Source organism: Mesorhizobium sp. CA6, assembly GCF_020165035.1.
Taxonomy (GTDB): Bacteria; Pseudomonadota; Alphaproteobacteria; order Rhizobiales; family Rhizobiaceae; genus Mesorhizobium.
In genome coordinates this window covers 25,541-47,806 of the sequence record NZ_JAIUHI010000023.1, presented here as the reverse complement: position 1 = coordinate 47,806, position 22,266 = coordinate 25,541, and the positions used below count along the sequence as shown (strand labels likewise).

Sequence of the window (22,266 nt, the reverse complement as noted above, 5' to 3'; positions counted from 1 at the left end):
CGTCTACGCGTCGACTGTTTTCGGTCGGGCATAGAAACTGGCCCGGCTTTTGCTTGTCAAGCAAAACGCTAGCAGTTGCGGCTTACCGGAGCGTTATCGAGCGCTAAAATGACCGAAAGCCGTGACGCGGCCATCCAAACCGCGTCGAAACCCGCGGTCAGAGCGTGAAACCCTCGCCGAGATAGAGACGCCGCACATCGGCGTTGGCGACGATCTCGTCGGCGCGGCCATGCGTCAGCACCTGACCGGCATGGATGATGTAGGCGCGGTCGATCAGGCCGAGCGTCTCGCGCACATTGTGGTCGGTGATCAAGACGCCGATGCCGCGCGCCGTGAGGTGGCGAACGAGTTGCTGGATGTCGGCGACGGCGATCGGATCGATGCCGGCGAAGGGCTCGTCGAGCAACATATAGGCAGGCCGCGTCGCCAGCGCCCGCGCGATTTCGAGGCGACGCCGTTCGCCGCCCGACAGCGACATGGACGGCGCTTTGCGCAGATGGCTGATGTGAAACTCCTCGAGCAGCTCGTCGAGCGTGCGCTCGCGTTCCTTGCGGCTCTTTTCCACCACCTCCAGCACGGCCCGGATGTTCTGCTCGACATTCAGGCCGCGGAAGATCGACGCTTCCTGCGGCAGATAGCCGATGCCGAGGCGGGCCCGCCGGTACATCGGCATCGAGGTGACATCGAAGCCGTCGATCTCGATCGAACCTTCGTCGACGGGAACAAGGCCGGTGACCATGTAGAAACAGGTGGTCTTGCCAGCGCCGTTGGGGCCGAGCAGGCCGACGGCCTCACCGGCGCGCACGCCGAGCGTCACCCCGCTCACCACCTTGCGGCCCTTGTAGCTCTTGGTCAGCCCCTTGGCGATCAGGGTGCCCTTGAACTTTGCCTTGTCGGCGCCGACCGTCGCCGGCGCAGCGGGTTGTGCGGCTGCCCGTCCCGGGAGACGGGCCAGCAGCGAAGTCACGCCGGCCATTACTTGCTCGACGCTCCCTGCTGCGCGTCCTGTTTCTGCGGCTTGAACATCATGATGACGCGAGGACAGCCTTCGACATTGCCGAGGCCGCTCTTCATCTGCACGGTGAGCTTGCAGCCCTTGAGCACATTGTCGCCCTGCGACAGCACCACTTCCTTGCCGGAAAGCACCAGCACCTGCGTCTTCATGTCGAATTTGCCGGTGTCGCCGGTGGCGATCTGGTCGTTCGATTTGATGTAGACTTTGTTCTCGACCTCGAGATGGTCGATATTGGCGGCGCCCGTCATCGCCGATGCGCCTGCTGCGGCACTTTTGCCGGCATTGGCATCCTTGACATAGTAGACCGTCATCTTGCCGGCCTTGAGCAGGGTCGGCCCCTGATTAACCGTCACATTGCCGCTGAACACGGCCATGCTTTCGGCCTGGCGGACCTCGAGCTTGTCGCTTTCGATCTGGATCGGCTGGTCACCCGACAGCTTGAGCCCGGGAATCTGGCTGGTCGCGCTCGACTGCGCGAACGAATGCGCCGTTGCCAAAAACAGCAATGCGGAAGCAGCGCCCGGAAGCCATGCGGATTTACTGCGACGCATTCTGTTCTCCACCGTTTACCCCCGCTGCCTTCAACGCAGTTGGATCTATGTTGACGCGAACCCGGTTCTCGAAGACCACGAGCCTGCCATTGTCCTCGACCGACATCGAATCCGCGGTGATGCGCGACCCGCCACGGCTGACGTCGACCGGATTGCTCGTCTTCATAGAGCCTTTGCCCATGTCTAGGAAGATCGATTTGAACTTCGCCATCAGGCCGTCCGTCGTCGTCACGCTGACGTCGCTGGTCAGATCCATCGTGTTGGCGTCGCGATTGTAGATACCGTGCGCGGCATCGACCGACACGATGTTGTCGGTGGCGACGGGCAGTTTGGCGTTGATGCCTTCGAGGTCGATGACGGCTTGCTGGCCGACATCCTGCGTCGCCCTGCTCGCCGTCAGCGAATATGGCAGCTTCTGCTTGGTGAAGCCGTTGAGCTTCGGATTGGCCATCACCAGCTTGCCGTCGGAAAACGCCGTGCCGTCGGCCTGCACCGATACCGACAGCGGCGCTTTGAGGTAGGAATAGACCGGAAAGGCGACGGCGATCGCGACCGCTAGCAGCGGCACCGCAAATTTCAGCACGCGGACGCGGCGCGAGTGCCGCCGGGCGCGGTTGAACGCATCGCCACGCGTGCCGCCTTGGTTCGCGGGAGCCGATGCCTCGCCGGCATCGCTCGTTTCGTCAGATCGCGCCAACATCACTTTTCTAATGGACCTTTGCCCGCCCAAACACCGCCTATAGGTGGTATGCCGGCACCTACAAGCAAGCACAAGCGGAGGAAAACTGCAAAAATGTGACAGCTGCCGCCCGCAAAATCGAAAGGAATTCGGCGAAATGGCCTGTACTTCATAGCAGATACGGACTGCTTGCGTTAATTTTTCGTGAGCCCGGCGTCACCGCCGGAGGCCGAAGCCGGGCCTTTCGGAACAGTTCCGGGAAAGCTGCGAGCGGTTTCCGACAGGAATTGCATCAGGACAAGAAAGTAGAGGGGTCACCGTTCTGTGAAGCGGATGACCCGCGCCAGGAAACGGTAGCCGTGCGTAGAAGCTTGCTTTAAAAGCGTGCTTTCCCACCACCCACGAGGCTGACAATGGCAATGAGAGCCGACGACTTGATCGACCGCCGCCGCTTGCGCCGCAAGCTGACGTTCTGGCGCGTGGTCGCGTTTCTGGTTCTGGCGGCAGCGATCATCGCTTTCTCGACCTGGGTCTATGACGACAATTTTACCGGCCGGGCGGTCCCCCACATCGCCAAGGTCAAGATTGAAGGCACCATCACCGAGGACGAGGAACTGCTCAAAAGGCTGGAATCGATCCGCAAGTCGCCGGAGGTGAAGGGCGTCATCCTGTCGATCGATTCGCCCGGAGGCACCACGGTCGGCGGCGAGTCCACATTCGACGCCGTGCGCAAGCTTGCCGGCGACAAGCCGGTGGTGGCCGAAGTCGGCACGCTGGCGGCATCGGCCGGCTATATGATCGCGAGTGCTGCCGACCACATCGTCGCCCGCAAGACATCGATCGTCGGCTCGATCGGCGTGCTGATCCAATACCCTGATGTCAGCGGTCTCATGGACAAGCTCGGCATCAAGCTGGAGGAGGTGAAATCGTCGCCGCTCAAGGCTTCGCCCTCGCCCTTCAAGCCGACCAATGACGACGAGCGCGCCATGGTGCGCAAGCTGATCCTCGACAGCTACGACTGGTTCGTCGGCATCGTCGCCGATCGCCGCAAGATGTCGCATGAGCAGGCGCTGGCGCTTGCCGACGGTTCGATCTTCACCGGCCGCCAGGCTTTGGCCAACCACCTGGTCGACGCCGTCGGCGGCGAGCAGGAGGCGATCGACTGGCTGGCGACGAAGGGCGTGGACAGCAAGCTCAAGGTCGTCGAGTGGAAGGACAAGGACAGGCGTGGCGGTTTCCTGTTTTCCCAGTCGATGGCAAAAGTGGCGGCCAAGGCGCTCGGCCTGCCGGATGCCGGCGGCGATATCATTCACGAACTTGGCGCCGACCGCTTGTTTCTTGACGGTCTCGTTTCGGTCTGGCACCCTTAAGGTGCCGTTGGGACGAGCCGAAAAAGCAATAAAATCATCCTGATAATCGGTTGCAGTGGTTTTACGGGGAATGTTCTATGATCAAATCCGAACTTGTGCAGATCATTGCTGCACGCAACCCGCACCTTTTCCTGCGCGACGTCGAAAACATCGTCGGCGCGATCTTTGACGAGATCACCGACGCGCTTGCGGAGGGCAACCGGGTCGAACTGCGCGGTTTCGGCGCCTTTTCGGTGAAGAACCGTCCGGCCCGCACCGGCCGCAACCCGCGCACCGGCGAATCCGTCGAGGTCGAGGAAAAATGGGTGCCGTTCTTCAAGACCGGCAAGGAGTTGCGCGAAAGGCTGAACGGCGGCAAATAGGCGCCGGGCCGGCGGGTCGAAACGGCATCTTGGCGCCTAAAGGCATGTCTCCCGAAAGTGGAGACCGGTTTCAGGACAAGGACATGCGCGATTCAAGAAGCCTCTCCATGGAGATTTGATGTTCAATCGCTTCATCCTCGTCGTGGTCTTCGTACCGCTGGCCGTCATCCTGATCGCGCTCGCCGTCGCCAACCGCGGTGCCGTCGCCTTCACGCTTGATCCATTTCATCCCGGCAATCCTGCGCTGACGCTGAGCCTGCCGCTTTTCATCTTCCTGTTCCTGGCTTTGGCCATCGGCATGGTCGTCGGAAGCCTGGCCACCTGGGTGAAGCAGGGACGCTATCGCAAGCTCGCGCGCCAGCGCGGCCTCGAGGCGGAAAACCTGCGCCAGGCGGTGAGCCGCACGCCCGTGGCGCCCAAGGGACCGGCGCTGCCCAACCCGACGAACTAATGCATGTCGCCCAGAAGTGCGCAGCGGTTCTGGGACAACGACATGCATCGAACAAAGACTTAAAGCGCGCCGCCTGATTCTGTTTCAGCGCGACGCGCTTTAGCAATTCCAGGCAAAGTGCGTAGCGGTTTTCCGTCGGAATTGCGTAGAAGACAGTCGAGCGTCCTTTCGACACCACGGAGCTTTCAATGTTGACCATTTCGGCCGCCGAGGTCGACCGCGCGCTGACCTTTCCCGGCCTTGTCGAGACATTGCGCACGGCTTTTCGCGATGGCGCCGTGCAGCCGGTTCGCCACCATCATGGCATCGAGCGGCCGGACGGCACCGCCTCGACCTTGCTTTTGATGCCGGCCTGGACCGACTTCAACGCCGCGGGCACCTCCGAGGGAGGCCATATCGGCGTCAAGATCGTCACCGTGTCGCCGGACAACAATGCCATCGGCAAGCCGGCGGTCATGGGCCTTTATCTTTTGCTCGACGGCGTCACCGGCGAGCCGCAAGCGCTGATCGACGGCCAGCGGCTGACGCAGTGGCGCACGACCTGCGCCTCCGCGCTCGCTGCCTCCTATCTCGCCCGCAAGGATGCCTCGCGGCTTCTGGTGATCGGTGCCGGCGCGCTGTCGCCCTTCCTTGCCAAGGCGCATTCGGCGGTCAGGCCGATCACATCCATCCGCATCTGGAACCGCACGCCGGCCAATGCCGAAAAAGTGGTGGCGGCCTTGCGCGCCGAAGGCCTTCCGGCAAGTGCCGCCAGCGATCTCGATGCGGAGCTTGCCGAGGCCGACATCGTCGCCTCCGCAACCATCTCGAACACGCCGCTGGTCAAGGGCGCGCTGCTGAAGCCGGGCGCCCATGTCGATCTCGTCGGCGGCTTCACGCCGACGATGCGCGAGAGCGATGACGATGCGATCAAGCGCGCCCGGGTCTATGTCGACACCCGCGCCGGCGCCACCAAGGAGGCAGGCGACATCGTCCAGCCGCTGGCCTCCGGCGTGTTGAAGCCGGAAGCGATTGTCGCCGACCTGCACGAGCTCGCGCGCGGCGAGAAACAGGGCCGGCAAACCGATGACGAGATCACGCTGTTCAAGTCGGTCGGCGCGGCGCTAGAGGATCTCGCCGCCGGCGTGGCCGTCTACAACGCGCTCAAATAGGCAGTAGGGATTGGGCAGTAGGCAATAGGGAAGATAGACCTACTGCCTACTGCCTACTGCCTACTGCCTACTGCCTACTGCCTACTGCCTACTGCCTACTGCCTACTGCCTACTGCCCATTCGGCCAATAGACGCGCAGGCGATGATTGTCAGGATCGAGGGCGACGAAGGTGCGGCCGAAATCGAGATCTAGTGGCGCCTGAAGTACCTTAAGGCCTCTGCCAGCCCAATCCGCATGGGTGGCGTCGACCGCTGCCGCGTTCTCGACTGCCATCACGAGCTCGCCGCCACCGCCCGCTGCCGCCGCAGCCGGTTCCACCGTGTGGCGCGACCAGAGGCCGAGCTTGAACCCCTTGTCGAGCACGAACATGACGAAGGTCGGCGAGGATTCGACCGGCTCGCGTCCGAGCAGCGAAGCGTAGAACGCGCCGCTCTTTTCCGGGCTGTCGACATAGAGGATGACGAAATTCGGCGTGGTCATATCTGATCTCCAAAGTGTCTGAACCTTGGAGACGATATGCGAACCTGCTGTCAGATTCTGGCAGCAGCGATCAGCCGGAAGCGTCTTTCGCGCCGTTCCGGCCGGGCGCGTCAAGGCTCGCCCGCCACTCCTTCAGCATCGCCTGGCGGCGGCGCGGATAGCGGATGTCTGTCGCTGTCAGGCCGGACATCCGGTCGGCGCGGAAATGCCGGAAATCCTGGCGCGTTTCGCACCACGCCACCATCACCCGCACCTTGTCGAAGAAGGCGAGCGCGAACGGCCAGACCAGACGCTTCGATGCCGCTCCCCCCGCGTCACGGTAGAGGAAGCCAAGCTTGCGCTCGTCCCGGATCGCCTGCCGCACCATGCCGAGGTCGATCGCTTCGGCATTTTCCGAGCGCGGCCCGACGAGCAGTGTCGTCGCGCCGAGATCGTCGCGCAGATCATCCGGCAGCACCGCCGCGATCTTGGCCAGCGCATCCGCCGCGGCGGCCGCCAGCCTTTTGTCCGGCTGCTTCGCCACCCAGCGCGAGCCGAGCACGATTGCCTCGATCTCCTCGTCGCTGAACATCAGCGGCGGCAGCATGAAGCCGGGCTTCAGCACATAGCCAAGCCCCGCCTCGCCTTCGATCGGCGCGCCCTGCCCCTGCAGCGTCGCGATGTCGCGATAGAGGGTGCGGATCGACACGCCGATTGCGTCCGCAAGCGTGCGGCCGCTCACCGGCCGGCGGTGGCGGCGAAGGATCTGGACGAGGTCGAGCAGGCGGGCTGAACGGGACATGAATGGCTAACCGGCGTGCCGGACAATAGGGCTGGCCTGCACATCGCGGCAAGCGACCTTCTGCCACGGAACGCCCGCGTCCCGTTCCCGTTCTCCCCACAATGGAGATGCGCGGGACCCTGCTGTTCTGGTCGGTGCTGACCGCTTTCGTCGCGGCGCTCAGCCTTGGGCCGTCCTTTGCCCATGTGCTGGAATCGCTGCCCAGGCTGACGAAATGGTCGCCGGCGCTCTGGCGAGAGGCGACGGTCTTCAACGGTCAGTTCCTGCTCTTTGCCGTCATTGGAGCGCCGCTCGATATCGCTGCGATCCTCTGCCCGGCGCTGCTTGCCTGGATGCTGCGCGGCCAAGCGACAGCCTTCTGGCTCGTGCTCGCCGCCACACTGCTTTATGCCGTCTCGCTGGCGCTCTGGTTCGGACTGGTCAAGCCGGCCAACGACATTCTTGCGACCTGGGCGCCCGGACCGATCCCGGACAATTTCGAGGCCGTCCGGCTGCGTTGGGAGACCGGCCACATGGCGGTGGCCGCGGCGAAGGCGCTTGGCTTCGTTTCGCTTTGTTTCGGCCTGCTCGGCATCCGGCATAGTTGATTACAGCACCATTGAATGAGCCAGGCTTTGTTGCGCCGGTGGGCTGAGCTGTGGCAGAAGCGGGCCGAACCGCCGGAGATGACCTTTCTTGAAATCTTTTCGCGACAAACGCCGCGATGGCCGACCGCATCCCGCAAGGGCGGAACAGTCCCGCCCGCGTGATGCGTTCGCGGCCGGACGGCAGCAGGCCGCACCTGCCGAGCGCCGTGAAACGAAACCGGCGGAGCGGCAGGAAGCCAAGCCGGCGCCGCGCGTGCTCGCGCGCCGCGAAGGCGCGTTGCCTGCCGAGCGCCTGCCGTTGATCCTCGAAGTCGCGCCAAACGCCGATTACGCCCTGCTTGACAGCGGCGCCGGTGAGAAGCTCGAGCAATACGGCCCGTACCGCATCGTGCGCCCCGAGGGCCAGGCAATCTGGCAGCGGGCCCTGCCGGCGAAGGAATGGGAGCGCGCCGACGCCATCTTCACCGGCGACACCGACGAAGAAGGCATCGGCCGCTGGCGGTTTCCCAAAACGCCGCTCGGCGAAACCTGGCCGATGAAGCATGACGGCATCGATTATCTCGGCCGCTTCACCTCGTTTCGCCATGTCGGCGTCTTTCCGGAGCAGGCCTCGCATTGGGACCATATGGCGGGATTGATTGCGTCGGCGAGACGCCCGGTCAAGGTGCTTAACCTGTTCGGCTATACCGGCCTCGCTTCGCTGGTGGCGGCTCGCGCCGGCGCCGAGGTCACCCATGTCGATGCCTCGAAGAAGGCGATCGGCTGGGCGCGCGAGAACCAGGAGATGGCCGGCCTTGCCGACAAGCCGATCCGCTGGATCGTCGAGGACGCGATGAAATTCGCCGAGCGCGAGGAACGCCGCGGCAGCCGCTACGACATCGTGCTGTTCGATCCGCCGGCCTATGGCCGCGGACCCAAGGGCGAGGTCTGGCAATTGTTCGAGGACCTGCCGGGCCTCACCGAGCTTTGCCGCTCGATCCTGACGCCGAAACCGCTGGCCGTCGTCCTCACCGCTTATTCGATCCGCGCTTCCTTCTTCGCCATCCATGCGCTGATGCGCGATACCTTCGCCGGTATGGGCGGCACGGTCGAATCCGGCGAGCTGATCATTCGCGAGAAATCCGCCGGCCGCGCGCTGTCGACTTCGCTGTTCTCGCGCTGGGTGGCTTGAATGACGGCACATGACGGCGCTCGCCCGGTCGGGCAGGTCAAGGAAGTCACCAGCCTTGCCAATCCCCTGGTCAAGGACATCAAGGCGCTGGCGCTCAAGAAATTCCGCGACCAGCAGAACGCCTTCATGGCCGAGGGCCTGAAGCTGGTCATCGATGCCCTCGACCTCGGCTGGTCGATCAGGACCTTGGTCTTCGCCAAGGCCGGACGCGGCAACCCGGCCGTCGAAAAAGTCGCAGCGCGGACCGTTGCCGCCGGCGGCATGGTGCTCGAAGTTTCCGAAAAGGTGCTCGCTGCCATCACCCGCCGTGAGAACCCGCAAATGGTGGTCGGCGTCTTTGCGCAGCAGACGGTGCCGCTGAAGGACATCCGCGCCAGGGACGGCGATGTCTGGGTGGCGCTCGACCGGGTGCGCGACCCCGGCAATCTCGGCACCGTGATCCGCACCGTCGACGCCGTCGGCGCCAAGGGCGTCATCCTGGTCGGCGACACCACCGACCCGTTCTCGCTGGAGACGGTGCGCGCCACCATGGGCTCGATCTTCGCCGTGCCGGTCGCCAGGGCGACCGAGCAGGCCTTCCTCGCCTGGCGCCGCGATTTCTCCGGCCTTGTCGCCGGAACCCATCTCAAGGGCGCGGTCGACTATCGCTCGGTCGATTTCTCCAGGGGACCGGTCCTGCTGCTGATGGGCAACGAGCAGCAGGGCCTGCCGAACAGTCTCGCCGAAAGCTGCGACCGGCTGCTCAGAATTCCCCAGGCAGGCCGGGCCGATTCGCTCAATCTGGCGGTCGCCACCGGCGTGATGTTGTTCGAGATCCGGCGCGGCGCGTTGAAGCTCGAGCCTGCCAATGACATCCGATGAGAACCGCCAAATGAAATACTGGTCGCCTTACGTCGTGCTGGTCGTCATCGCCATTGCGCTCGACCAGTGGATCAAGCAGCTGGTCGAGAACGGTCTCGCCTTTCAGGAGAAGGTCGATCTGCTGCCATTCCTGGCGCTGTTTCGCACCTACAACACCGGCATCGCCTTCTCGATGTTCCAGTCCTTCGGCGATACCGGCCTGGTGGTCATCGCCGTGCTCGTCGTCGCCTTCGTGCTCTATCTCGCCACGCGCACGTCGGCCGGCCATGTCGTCGCTCGTATCGGCTTTGCGCTGATCATCGGCGGCGCGCTCGGCAACCTCATCGACCGCGCCGTCTACGGTCACGTCATCGACTACATCCTGTTCCACACGCCCGTCTGGTCCTTCGCGGTCTTCAATCTCGCCGACACCTTCATCTCGGTCGGCGCAGCGCTTGTCGTCTTCGACGAACTGATCGGCTGGCGGCGCGAAGCCAAGTCCCAGGACCTTGGCAATTGACCTCACGCTGTTGAAACCGCAGACTTCCTCATCAGACAGAGGCGAGGAGAAAATCATGCCCGACACCTTCAAAGCCATCCTCGTCTCGCGCGATGCGGACAAGAAACAGTCCGTCGATGTCGTCGACCTCACCGAGGCCGACCTGATGGAAGGCGATGTCACCGTCGCCGTCGAGGCGACGACGGTGAACTACAAGGACGGGCTCGCCATCACCGGCAAGGCCCCGGTCGTGCGCCGCTGGCCGCTGGTTCCAGGCATCGATTTCGCCGGCACCGTGATCTCCTCCTCGCATGCCGACTGGCGCAAGGGAGACAAGGTGATCCTCAACGGCTGGGGCGTCGGCGAGACGCATTACGGCGCCTATGCCGGCCGCGTCCGCGTCAAGGGCGACTGGCTGGTGCCGCTGCCCGAGGGCATGAGCGCGCATGATGCGATGGCTGTCGGCACGGCGGGCTACACGGCAATGCTCTCGGTCATGGCGCTGGAGCGGCACGGAATCGTGCCGGACCGCGGTCCCGTGGTGGTGACGGGCGCTGCCGGCGGCGTCGGCTCGGTCGCCATCTCGATCCTGTCGAGCCTCGGCTACCATGTCATCGCCTCGACCGGCCGCAACGCCGAGAGCCCCTATCTGATCGACCTTGGTGCGGCCGAGGTGATCTCGCGCGAAGAGCTCAGCCAGCCCGCGAAACCGCTCGCCAAGGAGCGCTGGGCAGGCGGCGTCGACTCGGTCGGCAGCCATACCTTGGCCAATGTGCTGTCGATGACCTCCTATGGCGGCGCGATCGCCGCCTGCGGCCTGGCCGGCGGCATGGACCTGCCGGGAAGCGTCGCGCCCTTCATTCTGCGCGGTGTCTCGCTGCTCGGCATCGATTCGGTGATGGCGCCGAAGCCGGTACGCCTGGAAGCATGGCGCCGCATCGGCACCGGCCTCGACTCCAAGAAGCTGTCGACATTGTCCCGCACGATCGGTTTCGACGGCATTGTCGCCGCCGCGCGCGATATCGTCGAAGGCAAGGTCAGGGGGCGCGTCGTTGTCGATATGTAGCTCGCAACGACCTCGCGAAGCTCGGTTTCGCCCGCGCGTGCGGACAGCCGGAATCCGCTCAAATAGCTAAAATTCGAACGATCCCTCCCAGCCTTCCATAATTTCTGTCTGGCATGATCTGCGCATGGTCGCGGACTCCCACATCAGACAGGACAGCAAAGCCGCCGGCGCTCACAGGCTCATCGCCGATGCGCCGAAGCGGCAGGTGCTCGTCGCGCCGCCGTTGGCTCCCGAATTGCCCGCGGCCAGCCACCAAGGCTTGCCGTTCCTGACGATCGTTGCCATCGCCATCATGGCGGGGCTCGCGCATCTCACCGGAGCGCCGCTCATCATCACCGCCGGTCTCGCCGCCATAGCCTTTGCGGGCTTGGCCATGCATCTGCGCAGCCGTCGCGATGAGCGCCGCACCGCAGCGCTTCTCGACGAGACCGCCGCGCGCAGCCGCGCCGAGATCGAAACCCTCGCCGACCGCATGTGGGAGATGCAGGAGAGCGAGGAGCGCTTCCGCGGCCTGATCGACGCGCTGGGCGACCTCGTCGTCCATCGTGATCGCGACGGCCACATCGTTTATGCCAACAGCGTCTTTGCCTCGCTTGTCGAGCTCGATGCGCGCGATCTTGCCGGCAAGACCTTGTCCGAGCTTGGCATCGATGTCGGCATCGTTCCCGACGCCGCCTTCTCCGATCATGAATGCCTGAGCTCGACGGATGTCGCGATCCGCACCCCGAACGGACCACGCTGGTTCTCCTGGATCGAATTGTCGGTGCGCGACAAGGACACGGGCGCGGTCTCGCACCGGGCGATCGCCCGCGACATCACCGCCCGCAAGCGCGCCGAATCCTCGTTGATCACCGCGCGCGAACGGGCCGAATATGCCAGCCAGGCCAAGTCACGCTTCCTCGCCACCGTCAGCCATGAGATCCGCACGCCGATGAACGGCATCATGGGCATGGCGAAGCTGCTTGCCGATACCGACCTCTCGCCCGAACAGCGCACCTATGTCGGCGCCGTTTCCACCTCGGCCAGCGCGCTGCTCGCGCTCATCGAGGACCTGCTCGACTATTCCAAGATCGAGGCCGGCCGCTTCGAACCCGAGCCCCAACCGACCTCGCTGCGCGAGATCGCCGACAACATCATCGAACTTCTGGCCGCAAAGGCTTTCGCCAAGAACATCGGCCTCGGCTGCCATGTCGAGCCCGATGTGCCGCAGATGATCACCGCCGATCCAGGCCGCGTGCGCCAGGTGCTGCTCAACCTCATCGGCAATGCGGTGAAGTTCACCGACACGGGCGGGGTGCTGCTCACCGTGGCGCGCGCCCGCAGCGAAACCACCGACCGTATCTGCTTCACCATCGCCGACACCGGCCCGGGCCTGCGCGAAGAGGACATGGAGCGCATTTTCGAGGAATTCGAGCAGTCCGACGGCACCTCGACCAGGGTGCATGGCGGCGCCGGCCTCGGGCTTGCCATCTCGAAGCGGCTGGCGACGGCGATGGGCGGCTCGATCTCGGTTTCGAGCCGGCTCGGCGAAGGATCCGAATTCGTCCTGGAGCTTCCGGCGGTCGCCGCGACCGAGCCGCCGCCGCATCGCCACAACATCCTTGCCGACCGGCGGGCCGTAATCGTGTCGAAAAACGCCATCGAGGCCGATGCCATCGCCCGCGCGATCAAGGCCCATGGCGGCATCGTCGAGGTTGCCGCGACACCGGGCCAGGCCGCCACCTTTGCTGCGGGCTGCAACGTCCTTTTGATCGATGCCGCGCTCGAAAACAGCGACGGGAGGCTGCTCAAGCGGCTGCGCGATTCTGGCTTTGCCGACTGCGAGGCCATCACCCTGATTGCGCCGACGGATCGCGGCATGCTCGGCGAATTCCGGGCCAGCGGCTATGCCACCTTCCTGGCCCGGCCGGTACGGGGCGAGACCCTGCTGCGCGTGCTGTTGACCAGCCATGGCTCGGCGCTAGCCAAGCCGCTGCCGAAGCCGCGCGGCGCCCCCTCGGTGCGCAAGCGCGACCAGGGCCTGTCGGTGCTGATCGCGGAAGACAACGACATCAACGCCATGCTCGCCCGCGCCACGCTGCTCAAGGCCGGACACCGCGTCAAGATCGTCGGCAACGGCAAGGCCGCGGTCGATGCCGTTACCGATGCCGGCCTCAAGTTCCGCTTCGATGTGGTGCTGATGGACCTGCATATGCCTGTCATGGACGGGCTGGACGCGATCGCCGCCATACGTCGCCATGAAGAGTCCCTGGCCATGCCCCCGATTCCGATCATGGTGCTTTCGGCCGACAGCCAGGAAAAGACCCGGCATGCTGTGCTTGCCCATGGCGCCAGCGGTTTCGTGACCAAGCCGCTTGACCCGGACGCGCTCGTCCAGGCGGTCGAGGGCCAGGTTGCCGCCTGAGGAAATTTCTAACCGTTGAACGCCTTGGCTTGCTTGGCTTTCGCGATCACAAGATAGCCGGTTGAGTGTATTGCCCAGCCGACAAAGTATTGCCCGCCACGTCGTATCACGGTACTGTCACAATCCTGTTGCACCTACACCGTATCCCCGTGCCAAGAGGGATGGCTCGAAGGAGAATCACTCGTGCATACAGTCGTGCCTGAATGTGACACTCGGCCGAATGCCGGCGGCGCCCTGCTCGCCGCTCGTACCGCCGACGCCGTCGCAAGCGGCGCTCCGCTGGGCCGCATCGGCAATCTCGAAGTGCGGCTCGCGCGCAACGAGGCCGAGATCGCCGCCGCCCAGGAAGTGCGCTACCGGGTATTCTACGACGAGCTTGGCGCGAGGAAGGACCTGTTCCAGGCGCAGGACCGGCGCGACGCCGACCGGTTCGACCCGCTCTGCGATCACCTTCTGGTGTTGGACAATTCCCTTCCCGGCCCTGAGCACCGCCGCATCGTCGGCACCTACCGCCTGCTGCGGCAGGAAATCGCCGCGACGGCCGGCGGCTTCTATTCCGAGGGCGAGTTCGAGCTTACCAAGCTGATTGCGCGGCATCCCGGCCAGCGCTTCCTCGAACTCGGCCGTTCCTGCGTTCTGCCGGAATACCGCTCCAAACGCACCATCGAGGCGCTCTGGCAAGGCATCTGGGCCTATATCAACCACTACGACATCGGCGTGATGACCGGCTGCGCCTCGTTCCATGGCATCGTGCCGGCGGCGCATGCCGAGGCGCTGACCTATCTCGCCCATCATTGCCGCACCAACTCCGCCTGGGATGTTCGCGCGGTTCCGGGACGCTACTGTTCGATGGACCTGATGCCGATCGAGGCGGTGAACGCCAAGGCGGCGATCGCCGCCATGCCGCCGCTGGTCAAGGGCTATCTGCGCGTCGGTGCCCGCATCGGCGACGGCTGCGTCATCGACCACGAATTCTCGACCGTCGACGTCTTCGTCGTCATGCCGGTCAAGGAGATCGGCGCCCGCTACGTCAACTACTATGGCGGTGAAGGGCAGCGTTTCGCGGCATAGCGAATAGCGAATAGCGAATAGCGAATAGCGAATAGCGAATAGAAGAAAGTGGCGGGATCTGTTCCGTTCAACCCCTATTCGCTACTCCCTATTCGCTACTCGCTCCCTCAGGGAAGATCCTCCGGCCTTCGCCCCGGCCGGCTTTTATAGGCCGGAAATGACCAGCCGAATTTAAGCGCTCCGCCGCGCACCGCGAATGCGCCCGCGAAGCCGAGCAGGCTGGACGCCAGCGCCGGCAGGCCGGCAAGATCGCCAAGGGTGAAGATGGCGGCGCCGGCAAGCGCGGCCGTGACATAGACCTCGGGCCTGAGCAGCACCGATGGCTCGCCGGCAAGCAGGTCGCGCAGAATACCGCCGAAGGTCGCCGTCAAGACGCCGGTGATGACCGACACGACGGGCGAGCCGGTGATCGCCAGCCCCTTGGCCGCGCCCATCACCGAAAAAGCGGCAAGGCCGACGGCATCGAGCCACAGCAGCAGCTTGTAGCGGGATTCGAACCGGTGGGCGCTGAAGAAGACCAGCACCGCGACGACGGCGCAGATCAGTACATAACCGCTGTTGGCGACCCAGAACACCGGCAGGTTGAGGATGACGTCGCGCAGCGTCCCGCCGCCGATGCCGGTGACGCTGGCCAGGAACAGAAAGCCGATGATGTCGAGTTCTTTGCGCGATGCGGCAAGCGCACCCGTCGCCGCGAACACGGCGACGCCGGCATAGTCGAGCAACGCGATGGGATTCATGGGCGAGCGACTAGTAAGTAGCGAATAGTAAGTAGGGAAATAGCACGAAGCCGCGGATAAATATCAGCCCCTACTCACTACTCCCTATTCGCTACTCCCTCTCACGCATCCTTCTCGGCCTGCTCGTTCACCGGGCCTGGCTCGACCTTGGCCTCGGCGGCCGCCTTCGGGCCGCCCTTGGCGACGCCGACCATCGCTGGCCGCAGCACGCGCTCTCCGATCGAATAGCCTGGCTGCACAACCTGGACGACAGTGCCTGCGGGAACATCCGGATTGGGGACCTCGAACATGGCCTGGTGGAAGTTCGGATCGAACTTCTCGCCTTCGGGCGCGAGTCTCTTCACCCCATGGCGCTCCAGCGCCGAAAGCATGGCGCGCTCGGTAAGGTCGACCCCTTCGATCAGCGATTTGAAGCCGGCGTCGCCGCTGGCCTTCGCCTCGGCGGGAATCGCGTCCAGCGCGCGGCGCAGATTGTCGGACACCGACAGCATGTCGCGCGCGAAGTTGGCGACGGCATAGGCGCGGGCGTCCTGGACGTCGCGCGCGGTGCGCCGCCGCAAATTCTCCATTTCGGCCGCCGCGCGCAGCGCACGGTCCTTCAGTTCCTCGTTTTCCTTCAGCAGCCGCACCAACGCTTCGTAGTCGCCGTCGACGCCGCCCTCGGCACGCTCGCCGGAAGCCTCGGCGGCTTCGATCTCTTCGGGCGTGCGTTCGTCTTTTGCCTGGTCGCTCATCGCGTTTCCCGTCATTTCGAATTGCTCTGGATTTGCGCCCGATATCGAGGTTTGGAGGGCAAAAATCAAGGGGCAAGCGCAGGCGGCTGGTGGCAGGCTGCCGTTCCAAATTAATTCAAACTTTACCGTATCACGCAGCTTTGCTTGCTCTCGAGCACTGCCACGGGAACCATGAACTGCCTGCGGGAGTTTCGAAGCCGACACAGGATTTTGGGACGATGAACGGCAACAACGGCAACAGGCGCGCCGAATTGGCCAACGATATCAGGCGGCAGGCGGGCAGCGAAGCGACGAAGCGCTTTCTGCGCACCTTGCCGGTATTTCGCCTGGAAAGGGAGATGCCCCGGCAGTTGACCGACCTGCTTGACCGCCTCGACGGCGCCGAGGCGGAGAACGCGGACGACCCGCGGCGTCAGTAGCCGCGCGCCGCAACTGACAAGTTTCAGGCCGCCTTCCTGTCGTCGCGCATCAGCACTTCGCCGTGACGGATCTCGGTGCCGAGCACCTTCAGGCATTCCCGCATGAAGGCGGCTAGGCCCGGCCAGCCCTTGGCTGAAACCAGATTGCCGTCGACATGCGCGCCGGTCGGCGCGACATCGATATAGATGCCGCCGGCAAGCGTCACTTCCGGCTCGCAATAATGCAGCGCCGCCACTTCCTTGCCGCGCACCACGCCATCGACCGCGATCAGGATCTGCGCGCCGTGACAGATGGTGAAGATCGGCTTGCCGGTTTCATGGAAATGCCTGACCAGCGCCTGCACGCGCTTGTCGATGCGGATATATTCCGGCCCGCGGCCGCCCGCCGCATAGACAGCATCGTAGTCGGCTGGGTTCACTTCGGCGAAGGTCTTGTTGAGGATGTAATCGTGGCCGGGTTTTTCGGTATAGGTCTGGTGGCCCTCGAAGTCGTGCAATGAGGTCTTGAGCACGTCGCCGGCCTTCTTGTCCGGGCACACGACGTGGACGGTGTGGCCGACCGCGTGCATGGCCTGTTCAAAGACGAAAATCTCGTATTCCTCGCTGAACTCGCCAACGAGCATCAATATCTTCTTGCCCGCCATGCTGCTTCCTCCCTTAGCTGGCCGTTATTTCGTGGTACGAAGTAATCGCCCCTATCCTAAGGGCAGGTCGGCCGAAGCGGAAGCCCGAATCGCCAATGTGGTCTGACCAGACCAGCGCAGCGAGCTTTCCAAACCTATCTTGAGCTGAGCTGACCAACAAAATGCGTGACGCTGGTCGGACCACAGCGATTTCATTTGCCCTATGAAATGCCGCGTCAGCTGGGGCGCTTGCGCCGCCAGGAATATTTTGGACCCTTGGCCTCCGGTTCGACCGCCGGCTGGTAGTAAAGCGGCAATCCGCCGGTGCGGCCTTCCTCCAGCCGCTTCAAGAGCACCGGATTGGAGACCTCAAACTCGTCGAAGCCGAGCCGCAGCATATGCGGCAGCTGGTCGACCAGCACCTGTCCGGTGGCGCGCACCGCGCCCTTGAATTGATGCCGGGCGCGCAGCAATTCGCCCTTGGAAAAAGAGCGGCCGTCATTGAAGGCCGGGAAGGCCAGCGCCACCAACGACAGCTGGTCGAGCAGGCCAGTTATCTTGTCCAGTTCGTCGCCGGGCTGCAGCAGGACGCCGAGACGCTCCTTGGCCGATTTGCGAACGTCTTCATCCAGCCCGAGAAAAGCCTGCAGAGGCAGGATGAAACGGCCGTTGCCGGCAAGCGCCTCGGCGCTTTCGGCGTGGGTCCACTCATCCTCGCGAAAACCGTCACGGGTCCAGAGGCGGGTCCCCGCTGTCGTCGATCCAGTCATCAAAATTCCTAAAGTTCCAAAGAGTCCCAAGGATATGTCGAGATTCAGGTCAGGCCGAGCCGAAAATGGTGGCTTCCGAGAACCGGAGCGGAGCGTACTTGAAGTACGTGAGCACCGGAAGCGCAGGAAGTCGCCATTTGCAGGCCGGCATCACCTGAATATCGGCGTATCCTAAAGTGAGGCGTCGGTCAGCGACTTTTCCAGCCCCGACAAATGAATGCCGCACTCGGTCTTGGCGTGCCCCGCCCAGCGGCCGCTGCGCGCATCCTCGCCCGGCTGCACCGGCTGCGTGCAGGGAAAGCAGCCGATCGAGAGATAGCCATAGGCGACCAGCGGATTTTCGCGCAGCGCATGCGCCCGCATATAGTCGGCCTGGTCCGATGTCGTCCAATGCGCCAGCGGATTGATGCGGATGCGCGAGCCGACGGCCTCGAAGACGGGCAAAGCCGTGCGCGTCGAAGCCTGGAAGCGCTTGCGCCCCGTGAACCAGGCGCGGAACGGCTCGACGCCGCGCGCCAGCGGCTCGACCTTGCGCACATTGCAGCAGGAATCGGTGTCGGTCTCGTGCAGCCTGCCGGTCGGATCGACGCGTTGGAGCGCGGTCTCTTCCGGCTTGATCACCCTGATGTCGGTGAGGCCGAAATCGGCGACCAACGCGTCGCGATAGCCGAGCGTCTCCTCGAAATGCTTGCCGGTGTCGAGAAAGATGACCGGCAGCGCGCGGTCGATCTCCGAAATCATGTGCAGCAGCACGGCGGAGTCCGCGCCGAAGGAAGACACCGCGGCGACCGCGCCGCGGAATTCGTGCGCCGACCGTTCGATGATCTCGATCGGCTTCAGATAGCCTAACAGCGCGTCGAGCCCCGCTGCCTCGGCGGCAACGCCGGTCTCGACTTCGCCTGTCCGGTCAAGCGGCCTTGGTTTCGCCAGCATAGAGCGCCTCCTTGAACGGCGCGGGACCGACACGGCGGTAGGCGTCGATGAAACGTTCGTCAGGACTGAGCCGAAGGCCGAGATAGGTATCGACGATCTGCTCGATGGCATCGGTGATCTCATCGGAGGAGAAGCCGCGGCCGATGATCTCGCCGACGGATGTGTTTTCGTCGGCCGAACCGCCGAGCGTCACCTGATAGAGCTCGGTGCCTTTCTTCTCCACGCCCAGAATGCCGATATGGCCGACATGGTGGTGGCCGCAGGCATTGATGCAGCCGGAGATCTTCAGCTTCAACTCGCCGATTTCGCGCTGCCGCTCCAGCGAGGCGAAGCGGCGCGAGATTTCCTGCGCTACCGGGATCGAGCGCGCCGTGGCCAGCGCGCAATAATCGAGGCCCGGGCACGAGATGATGTCGCTGATCAGATTGGAATTGGCTGTCGCCAGGCCGATCTCGACCAGCGCGTCGTAGACGGCCTTGAGGTCGGCGCGCGCTACATGCGGCAGGATCAGGTTCTGTTCGTGGCTGACGCGCAATTCGTCGAAGGCGTATTTCTCGGCGATGTCGGCAACCGCTTCCATCTGGCTGTCCGTTGCGTCGCCGGGCACCTCGCCGATGCCCTTGAGCGAGATAGTCACCGCCGCATAGTCGGGATGGCGATGCGTCACGACATTCTGGTCGAGCCATTCCGAAAAGCTCTTCGAATCGAGCCTGGCCTGTTTCACCGCATCATCGCCTTCCGGACGGGAAACCAGCGCCGGCGGCGCGAAATAAGCATTGATCGCCTGGATATCGGCTTCCGGCAGCTTGAGCTCGGCATCCTTTAGCGCCTGCCACTCGGCCTCGACCTGGCGGGTGATCTCCTCCACGCCGGTCTCGTGCACCAGGATCTTGATGCGCGCTTTGAACTTGTTGTCGCGACGGCCGTAGAGGTTGTACACGCGCAGGATGGCCGTGCAGTAGGACAGCAACTCCGCCTCCGGCAGGAAGTCGCGGATCTTTCTCGCCACCATCGGCGTGCGGCCCTGGCCGCCGCCTATGTAGACGGCAAAGCCCAGCTCGCCGGCGGCGTTCTTTTTCAGATGCAGACCGATGTCATGCGTCTGGATGGCGGCGCGGTCGCGCTCGGCACCGGTCACCGCGATCTTGAACTTGCGCGGCAGGTACGAGAACTCGGGATGCACCGACGACCATTGGCGCAGGATTTCCGCATAGGGACGCGGATCGGCGACCTCGTCGGCGGCGGCTCCCGCGAAATGGTCGGCGGTGACGTTGCGGATGCAGTTGCCGCTGGTCTGGATGGCGTGCATCTCGACGCTCGCCAGATCGGCGAGGATCGCAGGGATGTCCGACAGCGCCGGCCAGTTGAACTGGATGTTCTGGCGCGTGGTGAAATGGCCGTAGCCCTTGTCGTATTTGCGCGCGATGTGGCCGAGCATGCGCAATTGCCTGCTGTTCAGCGTGCCGTAGGGCACGGCGATGCGCAGCATATAGGCGTGCAGCTGCAGATAGACGCCGTTCATCAGCCTGAGCGGCCGGAACTGGTCCTCGGTGATCTCGCCGGCAAGCCGGCGCTGCACCTGGTCGCTGAACTCGGCGACACGGGCGTGAACGAAATCCTGGTCGAACTCGTCGTAACGGTACATGCTTCGTCTTTCAGGGCGCGTCCGCCCGCTGCTTTTCTTGGGTTTAAGCCGCCCGCGCCGCTTCCGGGCTTGCCTGCTTGCCGAGATCGGTGCGGATGGTCGGGCCCGCGGCGCGGATCTTTTCGCGCAGCCGCACCGGCTCGACCAGGCCATCGACCACCGTGACGTCGATCAGGTTGACGTCGACCACCTCATTGTTGGCGCCAGCCGCGGCACCGATCGCTTCCAGCCGGTCCTCCGCCGTCTTGTCATGCGCGATATCGGCGTGACTAACCGTCTCCGCCCAGCCGCCGGCGGCGTACCAGACGGCGATGCCGTCGGAGAGCCTGTTCGCGGTGAGAACCTTCATTGCTCAACTCCTTCGGCGACGGTTGAAGCCGCGCCCTCATGCCTATGTGCCGCGAGCGGCTCGGATTGTCCGAAATTGGCGCCGGCGACGGCGTCGCCGATGATCGTCATCACCGGTCCGGTGAGATCGGCGCGCGCCTCCAGCGACGGCAGGTCGGCAAGCGTGCCGTGGAAACGGCGGCGGTTGACGAGGCTGGCATTCTCGACGACGGCAACGGCAGTATCCGGCGACAGTCCCGCTTCGATAAGCCGGCCGGCGACTTCGGCAGCGACCGAACGGCCCATATAGACCGCAACGGTCGCGCCCGAAATGGCAAGCTTGGCCCAGTCGGGCAGCGAGTTGCCCTTGAGGTCGTGGCCTGTGGTGAACACCATCGAGGACGAAACGCCGCGCAGCGTCAGCGGCAGCTCGAAATCAGCGGCGGCGGCAAAGGCGGCGGTGACGCCCGGAACCACCTCATAGGCGATCCCGGCCTCGCGCAGCGCCGCCATCTCCTCGCCGGCACGGCCGAACACCAGCGGATCGCCGGACTTCAGCCGCACCACGCGCTTGCCGGCGCGGCCCAGCTCGATGAGCAGCGCGTTGATCTCTTCCTGGCTCTTGGAATGGCAGCCCTTGCGTTTTCCCACCGGCAGGCGCTCGGCGTCGCGGCGGCCCATGGCGACGATCGCCTCCGGCACCAGCGCGTCGTAGACGATGGCGTCGGCCTCCAACAGCAGGCGATGCGCGCGCAAGGTCAAAAGGTCCTCCGCACCCGGACCGGCGCCGACCAGCGCGATATGTCCCTCGACCGGAGCATCGTGAGCCAAAAGCTCGAGCGCCGCGCCATGCGCCTCGGCGAGGTCGCCGGCTTCGATGGCCTTGGCCGGCGAACCGGCGAAGAAATCGCTCCAGAAGCGGCGGCGGCGATTGCCTTTCGGCAGCGTCTCGGCGGCGGCGCGGAAAGACGCGGCAAGTGAAGCCAGCCGGCCGAGCGACGGCGACAGCATGCGGTCGATGCGCCCGCGCAGCATCTGCGCCAGAACCGGTCCGGCGCCCTCTGTGCCGATGGCGATCGCCACCGGCGCCCGGTTGACCAATGCGGGCGTGAAGAAATCGCACAGCTCCGGACGATCCACGGCGTTGACCGCAATGCCCAGCCGCCGCGCGTCTTCGACGACGCGGCGATCGAGCGCCTCGTCGCCGCTGGCGGCGAACACCAGGGCGGCTCCTTGGAGATGCGCGGCCTGATAGGCTGCGTTGATGTGAACAGCGCCGGCCGACGCGATGAAATCCAGCAGGCCGTCGCTGGCATCGTCGGCAACGATGCGCAACACCGCGCTCGATTGCGAAAGCAGCCGCGCCTTGGCGAGCGCCTCCTCGCCATTGCCGATGATGGCTACGGCTTCGCCGTCGACCCGCATGAAGACGGGAAAGGCATTGAGCTTGGCGTTGGCTGACGACATGGCAATGAGCAATATTGGAATAGTTTGGCAGTTTTACGCGGCCACGCCCAAAATCAGAAGGCAAGCACTCGCGCGTCGCCGAACGGCAGGCAATCGCTTTTTCGCAACTGCGAAGGCCAAGAGAAAAAA

25 protein-coding genes are annotated in these 22,266 nt (G+C 64.3%); 12 read left to right on the top strand and 13 right to left on the bottom strand.

Features of this window, described 5'->3' with window-relative positions; genetic code table 11:
• Positions 1–157: 157 nt before the first annotated feature.
• Genes lptB through lptC form a run of 3 tightly spaced genes read right to left on the bottom strand, consistent with a single transcriptional unit; the run spans position 158 to position 2,266 of the window.
• On the bottom strand, positions 158–976 hold the full coding sequence (gene lptB / locus LB526_RS26505; protein WP_095769266.1) for an LPS export ABC transporter ATP-binding protein: 819 nt from the start codon (positions 974–976) through the stop codon (positions 158–160).
• Entirely contained in the window at positions 976–1,566 is a 591-nt protein-coding gene (locus LB526_RS26500; protein WP_224532219.1) for an LptA/OstA family protein, read from the bottom strand. The genes lptB and LB526_RS26500 overlap by 1 nt, the downstream gene beginning before the upstream one ends.
• Positions 1,553–2,266 (bottom strand): LPS export ABC transporter periplasmic protein LptC, encoded by a 714-nt coding sequence (gene lptC, locus LB526_RS26495; RefSeq protein ID WP_224630318.1) that lies wholly within the window; start codon positions 2,264–2,266, stop codon positions 1,553–1,555. Before lptC ends, LB526_RS26500 begins: the two co-directional genes overlap by 14 nt.
• 392 nt (positions 2,267–2,658) lie before the next feature.
• Between lptC and sppA the strand changes: the two genes are divergently transcribed.
• The 4 genes from sppA (at position 2,659) to LB526_RS26475 (ending at position 5,579) form a co-directional block, all read left to right on the top strand.
• Positions 2,659–3,615 carry a signal peptide peptidase SppA gene (gene sppA / locus LB526_RS26490; RefSeq protein WP_224630317.1) on the top strand — a complete coding sequence of 319 codons (957 nt, stop codon included), beginning with the start codon at positions 2,659–2,661 and terminating at the stop codon, positions 3,613–3,615.
• 77 nt (positions 3,616–3,692) lie between these two features.
• Entirely contained in the window at positions 3,693–3,977 is a 285-nt protein-coding gene (locus LB526_RS26485; RefSeq protein ID WP_027165368.1) for an integration host factor subunit beta, read from the top strand.
• 118 nt (positions 3,978–4,095) lie between these two features.
• Entirely contained in the window at positions 4,096–4,428 is a 333-nt protein-coding gene (locus LB526_RS26480; RefSeq protein WP_224630316.1) for a DUF1049 domain-containing protein, read from the top strand.
• A gap of 188 nt (positions 4,429–4,616) precedes the next feature.
• A complete protein-coding gene (locus LB526_RS26475; RefSeq protein WP_224630315.1) occupies positions 4,617–5,579 on the top strand; it encodes an ornithine cyclodeaminase family protein in 963 nt (320 codons plus the stop codon).
• Between the two features lie 109 nt (positions 5,580–5,688).
• Here LB526_RS26475 and LB526_RS26470 read toward each other — a convergent pair whose 3' ends face one another.
• Positions 5,689–6,060 (bottom strand): VOC family protein, encoded by a 372-nt coding sequence (locus LB526_RS26470; protein ID WP_224606893.1) that lies wholly within the window; start codon positions 6,058–6,060, stop codon positions 5,689–5,691.
• Positions 6,061–6,130: 70 nt separating this feature from the next.
• The gene (locus LB526_RS26465) at positions 6,131–6,841 is read right to left on the bottom strand and encodes a helix-turn-helix transcriptional regulator (protein WP_224606890.1); all 711 of its coding nucleotides are present in this window, start codon (positions 6,839–6,841) and stop codon (positions 6,131–6,133) included.
• Positions 6,842–6,942: 101 nt separating this feature from the next.
• On the opposite strand from LB526_RS26465, the gene LB526_RS26460 reads away from it, so the two are divergent.
• From LB526_RS26460 to LB526_RS26430, 7 genes are all read left to right on the top strand, one after another.
• Positions 6,943–7,428 carry a DUF1772 domain-containing protein gene (locus tag LB526_RS26460; RefSeq protein WP_224606887.1) on the top strand — a complete coding sequence of 162 codons (486 nt, stop codon included), beginning with the start codon at positions 6,943–6,945 and terminating at the stop codon, positions 7,426–7,428.
• 88 nt (positions 7,429–7,516) lie between these two features.
• Positions 7,517–8,599 carry a class I SAM-dependent rRNA methyltransferase gene (locus LB526_RS26455; protein ID WP_224606885.1) on the top strand — a complete coding sequence of 361 codons (1,083 nt, stop codon included), beginning with the start codon at positions 7,517–7,519 and terminating at the stop codon, positions 8,597–8,599.
• Complete coding sequence (locus tag LB526_RS26450; RefSeq protein ID WP_224606883.1) at positions 8,600–9,460, top strand: TrmH family RNA methyltransferase; 861 nt, start codon at positions 8,600–8,602, stop codon at positions 9,458–9,460.
• Positions 9,461–9,470: 10 nt separating this feature from the next.
• Complete coding sequence (lspA, locus tag LB526_RS26445; protein WP_095769307.1) at positions 9,471–9,959, top strand: signal peptidase II; 489 nt, start codon at positions 9,471–9,473, stop codon at positions 9,957–9,959.
• Positions 9,960–10,014: 55 nt separating this feature from the next.
• Complete coding sequence (locus tag LB526_RS26440) at positions 10,015–11,004, top strand: MDR family oxidoreductase (RefSeq protein WP_224606879.1); 990 nt, start codon at positions 10,015–10,017, stop codon at positions 11,002–11,004.
• Positions 11,005–11,128: 124 nt separating this feature from the next.
• Entirely contained in the window at positions 11,129–13,408 is a 2,280-nt protein-coding gene (locus tag LB526_RS26435; protein ID WP_224606877.1) for a PAS domain-containing hybrid sensor histidine kinase/response regulator, read from the top strand.
• A gap of 183 nt (positions 13,409–13,591) precedes the next feature.
• On the top strand, positions 13,592–14,479 hold the full coding sequence (locus LB526_RS26430; RefSeq protein ID WP_095769253.1) for a GNAT family N-acetyltransferase: 888 nt from the start codon (positions 13,592–13,594) through the stop codon (positions 14,477–14,479).
• Between the two features lie 107 nt (positions 14,480–14,586).
• Here the strand turns inward: LB526_RS26430 and LB526_RS26425 are convergent, their stop codons facing one another.
• Together LB526_RS26425 and grpE are read right to left on the bottom strand one after the other, a co-directional pair.
• Complete coding sequence (locus tag LB526_RS26425) at positions 14,587–15,219, bottom strand: trimeric intracellular cation channel family protein (protein ID WP_224630314.1); 633 nt, start codon at positions 15,217–15,219, stop codon at positions 14,587–14,589.
• A gap of 101 nt (positions 15,220–15,320) precedes the next feature.
• The gene (grpE, locus tag LB526_RS26420) at positions 15,321–15,953 is read right to left on the bottom strand and encodes a nucleotide exchange factor GrpE (RefSeq protein WP_095769251.1); all 633 of its coding nucleotides are present in this window, start codon (positions 15,951–15,953) and stop codon (positions 15,321–15,323) included.
• Between the two features lie 218 nt (positions 15,954–16,171).
• Between grpE and LB526_RS26415 the strand changes: the two genes are divergently transcribed.
• Positions 16,172–16,372 carry a hypothetical protein gene (locus LB526_RS26415; protein ID WP_140845241.1) on the top strand — a complete coding sequence of 67 codons (201 nt, stop codon included), beginning with the start codon at positions 16,172–16,174 and terminating at the stop codon, positions 16,370–16,372.
• A 23-nt stretch (positions 16,373–16,395) separates the two neighbouring features.
• Here the strand turns inward: LB526_RS26415 and LB526_RS26410 are convergent, their stop codons facing one another.
• The 6 genes from LB526_RS26410 to cysG all read right to left on the bottom strand — a co-directional run bounded on the left by LB526_RS26410 (position 16,396) and on the right by cysG (position 22,137).
• On the bottom strand, positions 16,396–17,016 hold the full coding sequence (locus tag LB526_RS26410; protein ID WP_095769249.1) for a DJ-1/PfpI family protein: 621 nt from the start codon (positions 17,014–17,016) through the stop codon (positions 16,396–16,398).
• A gap of 215 nt (positions 17,017–17,231) precedes the next feature.
• Positions 17,232–17,765 carry a DUF934 domain-containing protein gene (locus LB526_RS26405; RefSeq protein ID WP_095769248.1) on the bottom strand — a complete coding sequence of 178 codons (534 nt, stop codon included), beginning with the start codon at positions 17,763–17,765 and terminating at the stop codon, positions 17,232–17,234.
• Between the two features lie 171 nt (positions 17,766–17,936).
• Complete coding sequence (locus LB526_RS26400) at positions 17,937–18,698, bottom strand: phosphoadenylyl-sulfate reductase (RefSeq protein WP_224630313.1); 762 nt, start codon at positions 18,696–18,698, stop codon at positions 17,937–17,939.
• Positions 18,673–20,343, bottom strand: coding sequence for a nitrite/sulfite reductase (locus tag LB526_RS26395; protein WP_140688229.1), 1,671 nt, complete (start codon positions 20,341–20,343; stop codon positions 18,673–18,675). Before LB526_RS26395 ends, LB526_RS26400 begins: the two co-directional genes overlap by 26 nt.
• A gap of 43 nt (positions 20,344–20,386) precedes the next feature.
• The gene (locus LB526_RS26390) at positions 20,387–20,692 is read right to left on the bottom strand and encodes a DUF2849 domain-containing protein (RefSeq protein WP_224630312.1); all 306 of its coding nucleotides are present in this window, start codon (positions 20,690–20,692) and stop codon (positions 20,387–20,389) included.
• Positions 20,689–22,137, bottom strand: coding sequence for a siroheme synthase CysG (gene cysG, locus LB526_RS26385; RefSeq protein ID WP_224630311.1), 1,449 nt, complete (start codon positions 22,135–22,137; stop codon positions 20,689–20,691). Before cysG ends, LB526_RS26390 begins: the two co-directional genes overlap by 4 nt.
• Between the last annotated feature and the right edge of the window lie 129 nt (positions 22,138–22,266).